This window comes from Desulfobacter postgatei 2ac9, assembly GCF_000233695.2.
GTDB classification, from domain to species: Bacteria; Desulfobacterota; Desulfobacteria; order Desulfobacterales; family Desulfobacteraceae; genus Desulfobacter; species Desulfobacter postgatei.
In genome coordinates this window covers 3,888,084-3,904,377 of the sequence record NZ_CM001488.1, presented here as the reverse complement: position 1 = coordinate 3,904,377, position 16,294 = coordinate 3,888,084, and the positions used below count along the sequence as shown (strand labels likewise).

The 16,294-nt window shown below is 54.3% G+C and carries 10 protein-coding genes; 8 read left to right on the top strand and 2 right to left on the bottom strand.

Annotation, left to right across the window (positions count from 1 at the left end; genetic code table 11):
• Positions 1 to 2: 2 nt before the first annotated feature.
• From DESPODRAFT_RS18030 to DESPODRAFT_RS17995, 8 genes are read left to right on the top strand one after another with little or no spacing between them, the layout of a single operon-like run.
• Positions 3 to 1,925 (top strand): baseplate J/gp47 family protein, encoded by a 1,923-nt coding sequence (locus DESPODRAFT_RS18030; protein ID WP_004075629.1) that lies wholly within the window; start codon positions 3 to 5, stop codon positions 1,923 to 1,925.
• Positions 1,892 to 2,863 (top strand): phage tail protein, encoded by a 972-nt coding sequence (locus tag DESPODRAFT_RS18025; protein WP_004075627.1) that lies wholly within the window; start codon positions 1,892 to 1,894, stop codon positions 2,861 to 2,863. The genes DESPODRAFT_RS18030 and DESPODRAFT_RS18025 overlap by 34 nt, the downstream gene beginning before the upstream one ends.
• Positions 2,864 to 2,882: 19 nt before the next feature.
• Positions 2,883 to 4,364 carry an Ig-like domain-containing protein gene (locus tag DESPODRAFT_RS18910; RefSeq protein ID WP_004075625.1) on the top strand — a complete coding sequence of 494 codons (1,482 nt, stop codon included), beginning with the start codon at positions 2,883 to 2,885 and terminating at the stop codon, positions 4,362 to 4,364.
• A 28-nt stretch (positions 4,365 to 4,392) separates the two neighbouring features.
• Positions 4,393 to 7,089: a choice-of-anchor X domain-containing protein gene (locus tag DESPODRAFT_RS18015; protein ID WP_004075622.1), complete on the top strand. Its 2,697-nt coding sequence runs from the start codon at positions 4,393 to 4,395 to the stop codon at positions 7,087 to 7,089.
• 9 nt (positions 7,090 to 7,098) lie between these two features.
• Entirely contained in the window at positions 7,099 to 7,692 is a 594-nt protein-coding gene (locus DESPODRAFT_RS18010) for a YkgJ family cysteine cluster protein (protein WP_004075619.1), read from the top strand.
• A gap of 25 nt (positions 7,693 to 7,717) precedes the next feature.
• Entirely contained in the window at positions 7,718 to 8,512 is a 795-nt protein-coding gene (locus tag DESPODRAFT_RS18005; protein ID WP_157488534.1) for a YkgJ family cysteine cluster protein, read from the top strand.
• 6 nt (positions 8,513 to 8,518) lie between these two features.
• Positions 8,519 to 12,676, top strand: coding sequence for an eCIS core domain-containing protein (locus DESPODRAFT_RS18905; RefSeq protein ID WP_004075615.1), 4,158 nt, complete (start codon positions 8,519 to 8,521; stop codon positions 12,674 to 12,676).
• A gap of 41 nt (positions 12,677 to 12,717) precedes the next feature.
• Positions 12,718 to 13,722 carry a tetratricopeptide repeat protein gene (locus DESPODRAFT_RS17995; protein WP_004075613.1) on the top strand — a complete coding sequence of 335 codons (1,005 nt, stop codon included), beginning with the start codon at positions 12,718 to 12,720 and terminating at the stop codon, positions 13,720 to 13,722.
• Here the strand turns inward: DESPODRAFT_RS17995 and DESPODRAFT_RS17990 are convergent.
• The gene (locus tag DESPODRAFT_RS17990; RefSeq protein ID WP_004075612.1) at positions 13,707 to 15,092 is read right to left on the bottom strand and encodes a sigma 54-interacting transcriptional regulator; all 1,386 of its coding nucleotides are present in this window, start codon (positions 15,090 to 15,092) and stop codon (positions 13,707 to 13,709) included. The two genes, DESPODRAFT_RS17995 and DESPODRAFT_RS17990, sit on opposite strands and share 16 nt — an antisense overlap.
• A gap of 475 nt (positions 15,093 to 15,567) precedes the next feature.
• Positions 15,568 to 16,281, bottom strand: coding sequence for a 4'-phosphopantetheinyl transferase family protein (locus DESPODRAFT_RS17985; RefSeq protein ID WP_157488533.1), 714 nt, complete (start codon positions 16,279 to 16,281; stop codon positions 15,568 to 15,570).
• Positions 16,282 to 16,294: the final 13 nt, after the last annotated feature.

Genomic DNA, 16,294 nt, shown 5'->3' with positions numbered 1-16,294 from the left:
TTATGGCGCTACCGATACCAAAGATTGACGACCTCAGCTATCAGCAGATTCGGAGCATCCTGCTCGATGAGCTGCCGCTCATCTCCCGGGACTATACCGATCACAATGCATCGGATCCGGGTATCGCCCTATTGGAGCTGCTCAGCGCCATGGGGGAATCGATCATCTACCGTTGTGACCAGATTTCTCCGGAAGTGGAACGGAACTTCCTGAAAATGGTGCTCGACCGGCCGGAGCCGGTAACCGCGACGGTGGTGTTCTATCGCGGTAAGAAGTCGGTCCCGTTGCCCGCTCTTCCAACCGGCGTTGATTTTGAGGACGCAGGGTTCGGTGAGAAAATGTCGTATGACAGCGGGACAGGCCTGCTCAGCTTCGACGGGGCGATGACCGAATTAAACCGGCAGCGGCTGTCGGCACTCTCTGCCGATTCCCTGTACGAAGCCGCGGTGACGGCTCTGTTCGAAGCGACCAACAAGGTCATCGTGATTCACGCGGGCACCGTAATCACCGGAGCTAATGCCGCCGTTGGCCGGGCCGTGCCCGATGCCGGCGGAACCCTCTTCGAAACCATCGGGGAAGTGGAGATCCCCGCCATGACCAACAATGTTACGGCGACCGCCCGCCATTTGGCGGTTTGGGAAGGCAGCCAATCGCTCGGCACGGGCAGCGGGGAGACGGATCAGTATTTTGATCTGGTTTTACCCAAGGGGAGTCTCCCCTTGTTGCTGGATCCGGCCCGTCAGGGGTCGCTCGCCTATGATCCCAATCCGCTGATCACGGTTGGCGCTCAGACCTGGCGCTATGCGCCGGATTTGCTGGACGCGGTCGAGACGGACGCGGTGTTCACGGTGGAGTGGTTGCCGAGGCGCGTCTCCGCAGAGGAACAGGCGTACCGCTTTCGCTTCGGCAATGGGGTCAACGGACGCATTCCCGCCGATGGAGAGCCGGTTGTGTGCCTGCGGTATCAGCGTGTCGCCGATCGATACGTGCAGGTGGCGGCCAACTGTCTGGATACTATTCAATCCCTGCGAGAGCCGCTGCCCCCCGACGCAGTGCCGGCCGGACTGGTATCCGGCGTTACCTACGATACTACCCGAGAGCTCCTGCTGCTCACCGGCGGCTTGACCGTGGATTGGGCAACCCTTCGCGACCTCGTTCCGGCAGACGCAAGTTATCTCGCGACGTATCAAAGCGCAATCGACAATCTGTTCGAACAGTCGGCACTACACGTAAACAATCCCCATCCGGCCAGGGGCGGTCGTTATCTCTTCGGTGCACACACCGCCGCGGAACAGGGGCTTGGAACGCTCTTTGATCCGGATCGGGCCATTGCCGCGCGGGATTTCCAATTCATGGCGACAGACGGCTTCAACGGCTCAAGCGGGCTTAAGGCCCTCAAGGTCGCCCGGGCCCATGCGTTGCGGACCGACGATCTCGGTGGGGTAGCCGTAATTGTCGTTCCAGAGCGCGCCTCCATCAATGACTGGTGGCCAACACCGACCCTTGATCTGTTGAATGCCGTGTATCAGTTCATCGACGAACGACGGGTCATCACCACGCGGGTGCTGGTGCAGGCGCCGGTTTATCAAGAAATTGCGTTGTATCTCAGCGTCAAGTCGAAGCTGCATGCCGACCCCGTCGAGCTGGCGGGCGCGATTCAGAAAACCGTGCGCCGGCGGTTCGATGCCCTCGACGGAGGAATCGACGGCACCGGATGGCCCCTCGGACGCGGCGTATACCGCTCCGAGCTGTTCCAGCTCTTGAAAGGGATCAACGGCGTGGATCAAATTGAATCGGTCCGTATCGGCAACAACGTCGACAATGCGTTGTTCAATCTTTCACCATTGACCTTCCCGAAAATTGTCGGGGAGCTTTGCATAGGAGGCAGAACGTGGCCACTCGACCCGACCGTCCCGATTACCTGACGTATCTTCCACCGGCCTATGTGGACGATCCGGAGGGGCTTTATGCCGGTTTCGTGAAGCTCTACGAAGCTCTCATGGCCGGCAACAGAGAGATTGCGGTTCGCCCACTTCGCGCCTCGGTCTCCATCGACGTCATACCACCCGCGCTAATCGGCGCCCCAGGAGATGTTACCTATGACACCGAGACGCGAACCTTTACGTTTTTAGGGGAGATGAGCCACACGCGGCTTGCCGAGCTACTCGCCCTGGGATCGGTCCTTTCGGCCGATGAGCGCGCCACCTACGAGCAGATTCTGACCGAACGGCTTCACCCCTTGACCCAGGGACAAACAGAGGCCGTTCCCGGGCTCGAACAGCTGCTTGACGACATTGCCCGGTATACGGATCCGGAACGCGCGCCTGGCGGGAACCGGCCGAGCAGCGCGGAGGCCGGGTTTTTCGACGAAGATTTTGTCCAATACCTGGCCGGCTGGGTCTCCCTTTCCGTAACCGACAACTGGCCCCTCTCCAAGACCCGCCGGTTGATCCAGAACATCGTGCCGCTCTACAAACGCCGCGGCACGATCACCGGGATTCACCGTTTTCTGGAGATCTTCGTTGAGGCGCCGGTAAAGGTGACCGAAGAGCTGGGCATTCAGGTGGGTGTCCGCTCCACGGTCGAGCTTGACACCACTGTGGGCGGGCTGCCCCACATCTTTCAGGTGGAGATCCCGTACGGCTACCGGGAAGTATCGGCGCCGCCCGTGCCCATCGATATAAACAACCTCAAGTTTGTGGCATCCAACGTGCGGACCGTACTCGACGAGGAGCGGCCGGCGCACACGGACTATACCATTGGATACAACTTCCCCGGAATCATGGTGGGTCACTACTCGACTGCAGGATGGGACACGCTGGTGTGGCCCAACGCCGAGACGATCGACGTGCCGCGGGAATAGAAATAGCGAAGGAGGATTTATGGCTGGAGAAGAACGCATCAACATGAGTACCTGGAATTCCCGATTGAACTATTTTGACGGGCTTTTCCTGAAGGCCGAGGATTTTACCTTGGAACAATTCTTTCATTTGATGGCGAGGCGATATCTAAACTACTTGCTGTTTAATCCCGGACGCCTCTACACTGCCGACGGCACAATGCCCCTCGAGGTGACCGCCTCCGGCACCACCATTACCGTTTCGTCCGGCACCGCGCTGGTGAGGTATGACGGAGACGCCGACAACCGGGCCGGTCACGAGGTGCATCTGGAGACATCCGTGGATTTGGATCTCTCCACATCGACATACGGTTTCAGCGTTGGTGATACGGTCTATGTCCGAATAGACTACCGCGAGGCCGAGGAGATCGTCGGCGCCGGAGGCGGCGGGGCCGGCGTGTTCGTGGCAAGCGCCAACCAGGTGAGGGAGCAGGCGGTCATCAAGCTCTCCACCGTCCCCCCCGATGGCTTGCCGCCGGATGACTACTCGGTGCTGCTGGCCACGGTGGACTACCAGGCAGCCATGACCAACAGCAACGTCACCAACGATCCGACCCGGGGAGGGATTCGGTACGAGATTCTGTCGAGTGATTTGCTCAGCCGAATTGGGACTTCTTCCGGGGACGCCGTGTTGACTGGCATCACCATCACACCGGGAGCAGAGGATTCTATACTCAGTGGAGGAAACAAGTCACTTACAGCAACGGGTTCATACTCTGACGGGTCATCCCATGTTCTTTCGAGTAGCACGCCTGGATTGGAATGGTCGAGTTCGGATGAGACTGTCGCAACTGTTGATTCTAACGGTGTGGTTACAGGAGGGAATGATGGAGCTGTCAGCATCACTGTAACGGTCGATACAGTGTCCACGTCCGTGGACCTTTCCGTGTTTACGGACGTTTCAATTACGATAGAGGGTGAATTCTCAATAAATATCGGAGAAAGTAGTGCGCTGACAGCTGTCGGCGAGTTCGACAATGGTATTATTAGACAACTCACCGCCGCTGGTGATGGACTGGCTTGGTCGAGCAACAATGAAGCCGTCGTAACCGTAGACAATAGTGGTGTCGTATCGGCGCATGAGGCCGGAACAGCTCAGATCCAGGCCGAAGTGTTTGGATCGAGCAGTGCAAGCGTGACAATTACGGTTGCTCCGTCTATAACGCGACCAGTGTTTCGAACTACGGGTAATGAGTTTCTACCGACGAGCGTCTTTCTGAGCAGCTCCCCCACCATCGAAATATTCTGTGAGCACTTCTTCGAAGGCGATCCGAACCTCCGGAGGATCGCAATTGGCGGCATTACGCTTACAGTCGATGAAATGGCAGGCATCATTCAAACATTGGGTGGTATTGGAAGCGTACCAATGCCGGCTACGTTGTCTCCGGGGAGCTACCATATCGTTCTTACGAACGAGGGTGGACCATCCGAACAGAGCACACGGACCTTGAATGTGTATTCATAGAAACTCTTCATTTTAGAAAGGAACCATTATGTGCAAAACAATGAGAATCAATTTGTTTGATTTGAATAAAACCACACTTTTTTGGATTGTACTCTTTTTACTGGGGTCTTATTTTTATTCAGCAAAAGTTTCTGCTCAGACGGCGATAACGATAACCGGAACGAGTCCCAATACCTTCAATATCACCGTCCCCGAAGGTGTGAGCACGAGGTCTGTTCGATTGGCGGGGGACCTGTCTGATGTCGTTGTTTATGTCCAACGAACTTCGGATCCGGCTGCTGAGCGCACGCTGACGATACCATCGTCAAACAATACGCTCATAGGCGGTGGAGGTTTGTCTGTCGCCACCCTCGACGCAGTTGAAGAGATAGCGGACAAAGTGTTTCACCTTAAGTTTGCACTGGATTCGCCAGCTCCCGCTGGTGATGTGTGGTTGATTCGAGTGTCCAAGCCGAGCGCGGACACACGGACAATCTACTGGATGGAAGGGGAGCTGAACGATGCATTCGGTGCCACTTATGTGTCAGACGTTTTTGCCGCACCGTCCCCAATGGAGTTCGACAGCGTGATTGTCGGAGACACGAAAACCCTGACAATTACGGTTCATAATCGATTTGCCCAAGATATGACACTGGCGGTTGCGCTGGAATACGGAGATAGAGGCTTCTCTATTTCCAGTTCGGTGGGATCGCCGGTAACGGGTGTTTCAAGCACCGATATCGATATTTCCTTCAATCCCGTTGATGCATCGGCCAAAACCGATACACTCCACCTGACTACCAATGACCCGGATACGCCCGTTCTTGATGTAATTCTGAACGGAACGGGCACAACACGTCGCATCATCCTAGCGTTGGACTACTCTGGAAGTATGAGTTGCGCTTACGATGAGCCGTGGCCGTGTTCTGATGCATTGGAATCCAGTCGGATAGCCCAAGCGAGGAACGCGTTGGAACCGTTTCTAGACGATCTTGAGATCGGCGTTTCGCCTGGAACGATTGGCGCGGTTCGCGTTGGAGCAGTACGTTTCGGTGGCGGTCCTCCAGCAGTGGAGGTCGAATATGGGCTAAACCCAATTAACGGTTCACATATCAACGCGATGAAAGGCGCATTGGGAATACCCTATTCAGGGGGCACCGGCCCGTCAACAGGTGGTACCGGTACTCGCATTTCAGATGGATTGAATCAATGTCTTACACTCTTTGGAGACTCCAATGATGGGGTCATACTGCTCATGAGCGACGGATACGCCGAGCCTTCTGGGCAAGACCCCCGGGATACAGGTGTATTGACGAGCATCGTTGACAAAGGAATTCCGGTATTTTCGGTAGCCTTTGGGGAAAATGGCGCCTATGTGGATCACGAGCTGATGGAAGATATTCAGGAGCAAACAAATGGAGAGTTTGTTGTTTTCGGTGCGGGATCAGGTGAGTCTATTCCTGCTGATCTTGCAAGCATATATACTAAAGTATTGGATATCGCCTTTGGGACAGAAACATCAGGAGATCCAACGGTTTCTGTTGAGCCGGGTGACATAAAAGAGATACCGCTTCCGGTCGGCACGTCTGATAGACGAATAGATTTCGTTGTCAGTTGGGAAAGAGGGACGCCAAATCTGTTCGCGGTGAGCATTATAGCACCTGATGGCACAGAGATAACACCGGACGTGGCGAGAGAAACAGATTATGTTTTCAATCGAGAAGGGAGCTTCTCCTCCGTCTATTCAGTTCATAAAGATTACTTGAGACAACCAGGGAAGGTAGGAGAATGGAAACTAAAGGTCCAACATCAAACCGGGGAAAACGCAGTCCTCCGGGAAAACGGATCCGAATTTTCATATAGCACACTAATTCTGTCTGACTTGACAATGGATGTGATGTTTGACAAAAAACAGTACTTCACAGGAGACAGCATTCGTATTGAAGCGAAGCTGACCGATCGTGGAAAGCCCGTTGTCGGCGCTGACGTGGAACTGAATTCCGCCAAGCCGACAGTCAGCATAGGAAATTGGTTCAATTCAAATACGATTGACCCCGGTGAGTTCGAAATACTTCGAAAGAAGTATAAACTCAATGATGCAGGCCTTAGGATGCACAGTCAGAAAGCTTACATCCTCTCTGAAGTAAAAAAAATCGAGCCGCCGTTAGTTGTTATGAACGATACGGCACAGCGGTTTTATGATGACGGCACCCACGGTGATAATGCCGCCAACGACGGTATCTATACATATGTGTCAAGTCCGCTGACTAAGACAGGACTCCATACTTTTTTGATCAAGGCAAATGGCAAGGCTGCGCAGGACTACAATTTCCAGAGAGAGAAACGATTGGACCACTATATCAAGCTTCGACCTTCTGTAAAGGACTCGAATATCTCTGTTGCCTACTTAGAGACTGTTGAAGGACTTGATTACTATCAAGTCCACTATCAATTAATGGATCAATACAAAAATCTACCGCGGCCGGATACCGCTAGGTACTTTGACTTCTCATCCATGAACGCGCTTAATGCAGTTGAACCCCTTCAGGACAATCTAGACGGCACCTATACGCAAAAGATCAAGATTCCTAAAAACAAAGAACAAACAATCACTCTGAATTTTGCAGGGGTAGAATTCACCAAGAAAATCGTCCCGCAAACAACCATACAACCACTATGGTGGGTTATCCTCGTGATCATCGCCGTCATCGTGATTTTCATCATCCGCAAGCTAAAGACCGCATAGGAGATGATCATGGACACGGCACTGCAAACCAAGGAAGCCATCTGCAACGGCTGTATATCGCGCACCTGTTGCTACCACTACCGGGTGAGCATCACCGGCTTCGATCTGTGGCGCATCGCCTCGGCGCTCGATATCCGGCCGAGTCAGTTTGTGGGGTTCACCTATGCGGAAGCGGATGCAGAGCACGCCTTCATCCTTGATCACAGCGGCGAGCGGTACGAGCTGGTGTTGGCCAAGAGTACCGATGCGCAACGGCTCGGCGCGTGCGTATTCCTGGTGAGGACCAACACCGGCATCCACCGCTGCGGTCTCGGCGATCTGAGCCCCCTGGTGTGTCGCCAGTATCCGGGCTATTTCAAGGACGGCCTCATGCGGGTGATCAATAATCCGAACGCCTGTTGGCGGACCTGGTCCATTCTCGAGCTGGATGTGGACCTGGAGCGGGCACTGGAACAGTCCGCCAAGGAGCGGCTCGATGACTATGACGCCATCCTCCGGGACTGGAACGAGCGAGTTGGAAAAAGCTCAGCGGATTCATGGTTCTCGTTCGAACAATTCTGCACTTATTTGGAGAATCGCTATGTCACCCAGTTTGCGACTTAAAGTGGTCTCCGGGGTCTCTCCCGGTATGAGCAGCACGGCCACCGCGTGCTCGGTCTGCAGCGCCCGCTGCTGCGCCGAGTACACGGTGTCGGTCATCGGCTGCGACGTATGGAATATTACATCCGGCCTCGGCATTCCGCCCGAGGACTATCTCCTCTGTTTTCAGACGGACAGGGTCAGCCCGGGCACGTTTTGTCTGGACCAGAGCGACACGCGGTATGACATCGCCCTGGACAAAGTTGAGGGGCAGGAGGAGAAGCGGGACTGCGTCTTTTTGATGCCCCTCGGCGGACCGGGGCGTTGCGGCATCCACGCCTGTCGCCCGTACGTGTGCCAGACCTATCCGGCCTATCTGGACGGAGACATGGTGGCCATCCGGGAGGATGTACTCTGTCCCACCGGCGCATGGAAGTTGTCCCGGATGAATGTCGGTGGATGGCGGGAACGGCTCAATCTGTTTCAGATGGCCCAGGATGTGTATTACTATGTGGTTTTTCTCTGGAACGAACGCGTTGCCGCGGCGCCGGTAGGTACGGTGTTCGCCATTTCGGAGTACTACAGCTTTCTGCTCAACGCCTACCGCGCCATCGCGCGGCGTGGCGGCAACGCGGATGCAAAGACGATTTCTGCGGCTTGGGTGGCCCACCACAATGCGTTTGCCGCTTCGCCATTGATGGAGCCGGATGAAAAGACCGCTCCATTAGTCGCCCAGGCGGCGACACGTATACAGGACGCATTGCGGGAGTTCTTTGTAACGCCTGAGGTGTGTGACGATGAAGTAGATCCGCCGGCGCGGATAGCGGTCGGATCTCTGAGCTGAAGCAAAATGGCAGAAATGACAAAAACCAATATCGCTGAGACGGCTTCCCAGAAAAGCGTCGAGTCGACGGAACCGAAGTACGCATCTGTTGCGACGGGGCAAAGAGAGGTGAACGAGAGGACGCCGGGCCGGCGTTCGGGCATCATCGACAAGATGCCGTCGACTCGGATGGTCTCCCTGTTGACCGATCCGGGGGTACAGCCAAACCGCCATCAGATCTCCCGCGGCAAGTTGGCAAAAACGCTCCAGCGTCGGGTGGGGAACCGCAATACAGCATTATTGCTCCAATCCGCCAAACCGCGCGAACCACGGGAGGTGCCGGAATCGGTCTCCACTCATATCGAGAAGAGCCGGGGACTGGGACAGCCCCTGGGTCAATCCACCCGCGCCGAGATGGAGTCCGGTTTTGGCGAGGATTTTGGCGGAGTACGGGTTCACTCGGATACCGATACGGAACGCACCGCAGAGAGGTTGGGGGCAAAGGCTTACACAGCCGGACGGGATCTCTATTTCGGCCGAGGGGGCTATCAACCCGAGACCGCTCAGGGAAAACATCTGTTGGCCCACGAGCTGGCTCATACCGTTCAGCAGCGCAGCGCGCCCGCGCTCCCCAAGGCAAAGATGGGGGTGAGTACGCCCGATGATCCCGCGGAGCAGGAGGCCGAATCCGCTGCAACCGCCGTAATGAAGGGCGAGCCTGTCAAGCATCCGTTGAAAGAGGACCAGGATGTAACCGGCCTTCTGCGCACCGAAGCGACACCGGTTCAAGCTGGGGGAGAAACCGTCGGCGCGTCCGCAGGACCGGCCGAAAACGGCGATCTGGTGATCAAGCTGGGCAATGATGTGCGGATTGAAAAGAGCAAGCTGGAGGCGAGGCGGCAGCAGATTGTCGTCGATCTGGCCGACGCTCCGGCGAGCGTGCCCGGCCTGCGTCTCAACAAATTTTTGTACTGGCCTGGAACGAAAAAAGGGGAGCTGATGGCCGATGTCACAGTCCCGTTCGTCACCAATCCCCGGCGAGGACTGCGTATTCGAACCGACAAGGACGGTGTCGCCACCTTGTCGACCAAGACACGGGTGCCCATTGCCGCGCTCAACAACCCCGAAATTACGTTGTCTGTGGGCAACGACCATCAGTTCACCGGAAACGTCAGCTTGAGCGCAGACAAGTTGAAGCCTCCGGGTCTGCCCAATCTTCGCGTGGACGGTGGCGGAGAGGTAGAAATCTCAGCGGGTAAACTCAAGGGATCGGTGCATGCCAATCTCGAATATGCAGGGCTGGCCAAAGGTAAGTTCGACGCCTCTTTTGTTGACGGCGTTCCCAAGGGCAGCGGCCAGGTCGATATTACCCAGGATATGCTTAAAGGCGCAGGGGCGGCGATGTCTATCGAAGAGGGGAGTCTCAAGGCCGAGGTCACCGTGCCGGCCGCCAAGATCGTTCCGTCTCTCCCCGGCATCGAGATACCGTCCGGCGATTTGAATTTAACCATGATCAACGGTGATCTCTCGGGCGGCGTCAACAACCTTCTCATTCGCTACAAGCAGTTCGGCGAAGCCGGTCTGACCGGGACCATTCGAAAAGGGGTGGTGGACGGGACCGGTACCTTCACCTTAAAGGTTCCGGCCATTGATCCACTCACCGGCACCTTCGGCTACCGTCGGAACAAGCTGTTCGGCTCGCTCACCGTGAGCGCCCAGAATATCCCGGGGGGGTTGGTCCAGAGCGGATCCATCACCGGCCGGGTAAACGATAAGGGCCAGATGGGATTTGGCGGCAGCATGGCCGTAGCGCTCGGCAGTGTAGCGCGGGGAAACCTGAAGGCGAGCTACGATGAAGCCGGCAGCTTCGGCATGGGCGCGGACGTGCAGCTCAGCATACCCGGGTTACAGGACGTAAACGCCCAGGTCAACTATGTCAACGGAGCGCTGGAAGGTGATGTGGAGATCCCGATTGCCAGTGAAAAACTGGCCGGTCTCAGCGGCAACCTTCATGTCTGGTACAAGGATAAGCGATGGAAGGGTGAACAGAAGATCGCCTATGAGCGGGACAACGGCAAACTCAAGGGAGATGTCTTGCTGGGTGTGGCCGAAAAAGTCAATGGGGGGCTGGCCGTTTACGGTGGCGGTGATGTAACCGCTCAGCTCACCAGCTTTCTGCAAGGCACCCTCGGCGTAAAAATCAAGGAAGACGGCACCACGACCCTCAAAGGGGCCATCCGGGTGACCGAGCCGCTGGAACTGTTTCCTCAGAAGAAGATGGATCGAGAGCTCTTCAGTATGAGCCGTAATATTCCACTTTGGGCCATCCTGGTGGCAGTAATTCGCATGCGTGCTGGAGTAAGGGCCGGCATTGGACCGGGGCAACTTCGAGACATCACGGTGCAGGGTGAGTATACGGTGGGCGGTGATGCACCCACATTCGACATCAGCGGCGAGCTTTACATTCCCGCCTATGTGGAGGCGTACATAGCGTTCGGCGCGGGCCTGGGGCTTGACGTGCTCATCGGCTCCCTCACCGGCGGCATCGAAGCGGTGGGAACAGCCGGCATCTACGGCGCAGTCTCGGTCCTTCCGGTGCTCTCTTATGCGAATGGCAACTACACCATCAATGGAACGGCCACTATGGCCGCGGCGGCAAAGCTCAAGCTGGGGCTGCAGGCCTGGGCCGAAGTGGAGGCCCTCTGGATTACGGTCTGGGAGAATACCTGGCAGCTGGCCGAGTGGGTCTGGGACGTGGGACCTACCCTGGCCATTCAGGCCAACATGAGCTACACGTTTGGCCAGCCCGAACCGCCGACCCTCGACTTCAAGACCGACAATATCGATGCCGAACGCCTCATCCAGGATGCCATGCCCAAGGATGGCCCCAAGGGCTCGGGTGCGAGAGACGCGCTCAAGAACCGCGCCAACTGGTCTGGTCGAAACAAGGGGAAAGGCAAGTCCGGCGACAAAGGCGGCAGCGAGGTGGCGCCCAAGGGCAAGGCAACACCCAAGGCCCCGCCCAAGCCGTCCCGGAAGCAGAAACCCACCGGAAAGGACGCGGACGCCAAGCGTCCTATCAAGGAAAAGGGCGGACAACGTAAGCCCGGCCTCGATAAGATGATCGATAAGGCGGCCAAGGATAAGCTGAAGTCAAGCAAAGACAAAAGCAAGGAACTCACCCCCAAGGACAAGCTCGATGCAGCAAAGAAAGATGTCGAGGCGCTGATGCGGAGCAGCAAGGATACCAAAGCGCTCGCCCATAGATTCGGTCCCATTAAATCCAAATATGGACTGAAGAAATTGGAGCTAGACCATATGGGAACTTCGAACGCTTCCGTAGAGATGGAGATCAATCCAAGAGCCCGTATCCTGACCATGGGCAATCTCTCGATCATGGTGGGCAGCGGGGCAACGGTTGTGGGCAGTGACGATCCGATAAAGACCGAGGTCAAATGGACAGGCCAGCCTCTAAAAATCGGAGGCGAGTCAGACATTGTCGGAAAGAAAATGACAGCGAGTCCCTTGGCAAAGGACCATGCCGTGGGCGCCGAAGCAAGTACCAGCACAACCCACAGTGGGATAATGAATCGACTTCCCGGTGGCGGTTACTACATTCGAGGGCATTTACTCAATGCTAACGTCGGCGGACCGGCCACACAACATAACCTTTTCCCGATCACTCGACAAGCCAACAGCCATCATCGGGCGTGGGCCGAATCATACATAAAAAGAGATATCTCTGCGGGATATGTGCTTGAGTATACCGTTGAAGTTCAAAATGTAAATAAGGGAAAGACCGGGAACCCAAATCCGAAAACGACCAATCCCGCTCATCCAAACTACTATTGGGTTAATTCCCGTTTCAAATGCACTTCGAGGCGTTTAAACACAAAACGAAAGCCTGTGGGCACAAAACAGCAAACCATCATCGAGTCGTATGATCCTGAATCGGCGAAGAAAGCTCCGACAGAAATCGAACAAAGGTTCACCGAGCCCGGCTCCGGTGATTTCCTCAAAGTCAAAGGCGGGAGTCGCTCTTCTACCATGAGTGATCCCCGAAGGCACAACTCTAAAACCAGGACCCCGGTCGAATCTGTTGACGATGTCAAAGCCGGAAAGTCGAACAGGACGAGATGGAACTACCTTAGCCAGCAGGCATACTCTGAAGACGATTCTGACTGATAGAGAGTCGTTACATTTTTATGATTGCACAAGGATACAGAATGACAGACGAATATCTAAAAAGAGAAGCAGCGGCCCGTCACAATAACCGTGCGGTGCAGCTTCACATGCAAGGAAACCGCCGAGCCGCCGAACATGAATACCGCCGCGCGCTCCACGTCGATCGAAACCACGTCTCGGCGCTCAACAACCTCGGATTTCTGCTAATTGAAACCGGTGCATTCGAAGAGGCGGTGCTGCTCCTCCAACGCGCCATTGGCGTTGTACCTGAAAATGAGGATGCCTACAATAACCTCGGCCTGGCTTATTTCCAGCTGGAACAACATGAGCGCGCCCAGCGCGCATTCGAAACGGCGATTCGGTACAATCCCAGCCATCATTCCGCCAGTTTCAATCTCGGCGTGCTGTATCAGAGCCGTGGAAATTGGGGCGCGGCGGTCGATACGTACAAAAACCACCTTCGAAACCATCCCAGGCATCCAGAAGCCCTCTACAACCTGGCCGTGGCCTACAACGCCCTCGGCATGCTGGACCAGGCCGAAACCTATTACCATTTGGCGATAAAGCAGTCCGGCGCAAACGCGGACGCCCTGGTGAACCTCGGCCAGCTTTACCTTCGCAAACGACAAGCCGATCGCGCCCTGGCGGTGCTGGAGCGGGCATTAGAGATAGAACCGGAGCATCCCTTGGGGCTCTATAACCTGGCCCTTGTCTGGGTCACCAAGAAAAAGCCGGATCGGGCAAAGCCCCTGCTCGCCAAGGTGGTCGCCAAGCGACCGGATTATATTCCGGCCATCAGCAATCTCGCCATGATTTGCGCCGAGCTCGCTGATCCGGACGAGGCCCACACCCTGCTTCGACGCGCCCTGGACTTGGCCCCGTCAACACCCACGCTGCTGTTCAATCTGGGGGTTGTCGAGGCAAAACAGGGCAATAGGGATGCGGCAATAGAGGCCTTCTCAAAGGTCCTCGACCTGGAGCCGGAACAATCGCTTCGCCGTAAAAAGGCCGAGCAGCAACTGGCAGCGCTTCAACCAGTCAAGTAGTACTTCCGGTCAATGCCGTGTTTCTTCAGCAGCTTCCCGAGGGCGCGCCGTTCCTTGCCGGATAATTTTGCCGCCTTGCTGACATTTCCTTGAGTCTCTTCCATTAGCGACATGAGATAGGCTCGCTCAAATCTTGAAATCATTTCCGCTTTGGCTTGCCTGAAACGCAGAGATACGTCAGGTACTTCCGGAGATGAATCCCAACTACTTGGGTCAGCTACAATTTGGGAGTGATTATTCGCCATCAGCACACTGCGGTGAATGAAATTCTCCAACTCGCGGATGTTTCCCGGCCAATGATGGCGGTACAAATGAAAGATGGTTGACGGATGCAGTGTCTTTTTTTCTAGATTGTACTGCTTGGTAAAGACTTGGAGAAAATGATTGGCCAAGAGTTCGATGTCTTCTTCCCGTTCGCAAAGGGAGGGTAAACCGAGTTGAACAATGTTCAGTCGATACCATAGGTCCCTGCGAAACTTTTGGGTATCGACCAACTTATTCAAGTTTGTATTTGTTGCGGCGATAATACGAACGTCGGCACGCTTGATCTGCTTGCTGCCAAGGGGGCGATATTCATGGCTTTGAAGAAATCTCAATAGAGAGACCTGCCCTTTTGCGGATAGCGCTTCAATCTCATCTAAAAATAGCGTTCCTTCCTGAGCTTGTTCGATCAGACCTTCACTGGCAGATTTGGCATCGGTGAACGCGCCTCGCGCGTGACCAAAAAATTCATTTTCAAATAAACTGTCCGGAATAGAGCCGCAATTGACCGGCACAAAGGGACACCCCTTTCTCGGACCACAGTAATGAAGCACGCGAGCCACCAATTCCTTGCCAGTGCCGGTCGCACCATCAATTAGAACAGTCACATCATGATTGAGAATTTGCTGTATGGATCTCAATACTTTGACAAACGATGGCGATCGTCCCAAAAGACCGTGCCTGGAAAAAGTATCTGTCAGGTCTTCATCAATTTCAAGCTCTTGCTGGTCCGATAATGATATCATGCGATCAAGACGATGGGTAAGCTCTCGATCACTGCAAGGCCATATGAGAAAATCATTGCACAAATCAAGTATTTTGTCATTCCATGTGGGCGTTTTGGCTTCCAATACAGCAAGGGATGGGAATTCATGATTTGACTGCAATGAATCAACAAATAAAGGCTCCGGATTATTATTATCTCCAAGGAATATTACCATTGGGTTGGTGGCTGGCAATTCCCTGTTCTTACACCTGTTCATCTCATTGAGAGATTTGATCAAGTTAACATCATAATCGAGTCTAGCAATCTGATTTAGCAAGCCAGTACCTGCAATTGGATTGGCAAAACTGATCAGATTAAGTTTCCTGTCTCCTATATTTTTCATTGAAGTGTCCCCTTTTCCCAATGTCGTTTCGCAATCCTTCTGGTTACAATGCCTGGGAGCAGGCATCCTGTCGCATCATTATCCTGCGAGAAGGATAAGTTTCTTGAGGATGTTACCGATAAACTCATTTATCGGGGCCATTATTATTGAGTCGTTGTAATTTTTGATTACATCGTCTGTTGAAGGCAGGTTATTTAAAGCTGTCCAGATGTAAACGATAGTTGTCACAAAATTTCAAAATGAATACATATTTATCTATTCAAAGTAGAACTCAGTGTCAAGTAACATTTTAAAATACATAGATTATTTTCAGTAGCAGAGAATATCAACCGCCCATTTTTCTATACCGGAAATTCAAATAACAGCCATGGGCTGACCCTGGTCTATCAACACCCAGGCTCAACCCATGGCTGTTATTTTCAAAAACCTGTGGTGTCAATGTCCTGGGGCTGTGTAACCCCTAATCCATTGATTATCATGCCGGTGAATGGGTTGTGGATACCGATGGAAAGACCACCGAGAAAATTACTTTATCCAGTTGGAAGGATTTTACGAGAACGTTATCAATGGGGAGATGATTTTCATACAGTGTTTCATCCAGCCATTCGATTTTTTTTACAGGGGTTTTTAAACCGGTTCGCCGGTATTTGAGCAAGGCTTCTTTGATGGTCCAGATTTTCAGGATGGTTTCAAGGTCAGCCCCGGCGTATGCGTTTCGCTCTTTTTCGGAAAATCCGGCGTGTAAAAGGGCCGGGATATCCACGGGGCTTATGGCCTCCATATCAACACCGATGGCATTGACGTCTCCGCACAGAGCTGCCAAAGCGTAATCCCCTGAATGCGTAATGGATATGGCATAATCAAAAGATGATACCAGGACCGGTGCCCCGGATGCGTCATTATGTATCTCAATTGCATCCGGGGACAAGCCTGTCTCCTGCATGACAAGGTTTTTTACCGCCCATCGTCCGGCCAGTCGTTCCACCTGCTTTTTCAGGGCAAACAATTGATTTAGGCCATTGAGTTCAGCCGGGGAAAGCACAGGCTGTGCAAACTGATCCGGACTGAATCGGCAGCCGGGCCTGGTCTGGTAACCAGGCCCGACTGTTTGGGGTAATAACGCATCGAGCATTGCCGGAATGTGGACAAGACAAAAATCAATGCCCTGTTCCCGGAACAGCAGACTCATGCGTTGCATCTAA

What these genes read in the sequence shown, in the direction of transcription:
- DESPODRAFT_RS18015 (WP_004075622.1), top strand. Translation starts at nt 4,393, where the DNA reads ATGTGCAAAACAATGAGAATCAATTTGTTTGATTTGAATAAAACCACA.
- DESPODRAFT_RS17995 (WP_004075613.1), top strand. Translation starts at nt 12,718, where the DNA reads ATGACAGACGAATATCTAAAAAGAGAAGCAGCGGCCCGTCACAATAAC.
- DESPODRAFT_RS18005 (WP_157488534.1), top strand. Translation starts at nt 7,718, where the DNA reads ATGAGCAGCACGGCCACCGCGTGCTCGGTCTGCAGCGCCCGCTGCTGC.
- DESPODRAFT_RS18030 (WP_004075629.1), top strand. Translation starts at nt 3, where the DNA reads ATGGCGCTACCGATACCAAAGATTGACGACCTCAGCTATCAGCAGATT.
- DESPODRAFT_RS17990 (WP_004075612.1), bottom strand. Translation starts at nt 15,092, where the DNA reads ATGAAAAATATAGGAGACAGGAAACTTAATCTGATCAGTTTTGCCAAT.
- DESPODRAFT_RS18905 (WP_004075615.1), top strand. Translation starts at nt 8,519, where the DNA reads ATGGCAGAAATGACAAAAACCAATATCGCTGAGACGGCTTCCCAGAAA.
- DESPODRAFT_RS18910 (WP_004075625.1), top strand. Translation starts at nt 2,883, where the DNA reads ATGGCTGGAGAAGAACGCATCAACATGAGTACCTGGAATTCCCGATTG.
- DESPODRAFT_RS18010 (WP_004075619.1), top strand. Translation starts at nt 7,099, where the DNA reads ATGGACACGGCACTGCAAACCAAGGAAGCCATCTGCAACGGCTGTATA.
- DESPODRAFT_RS17985 (WP_157488533.1), bottom strand. Translation starts at nt 16,281, where the DNA reads ATGAGTCTGCTGTTCCGGGAACAGGGCATTGATTTTTGTCTTGTCCAC.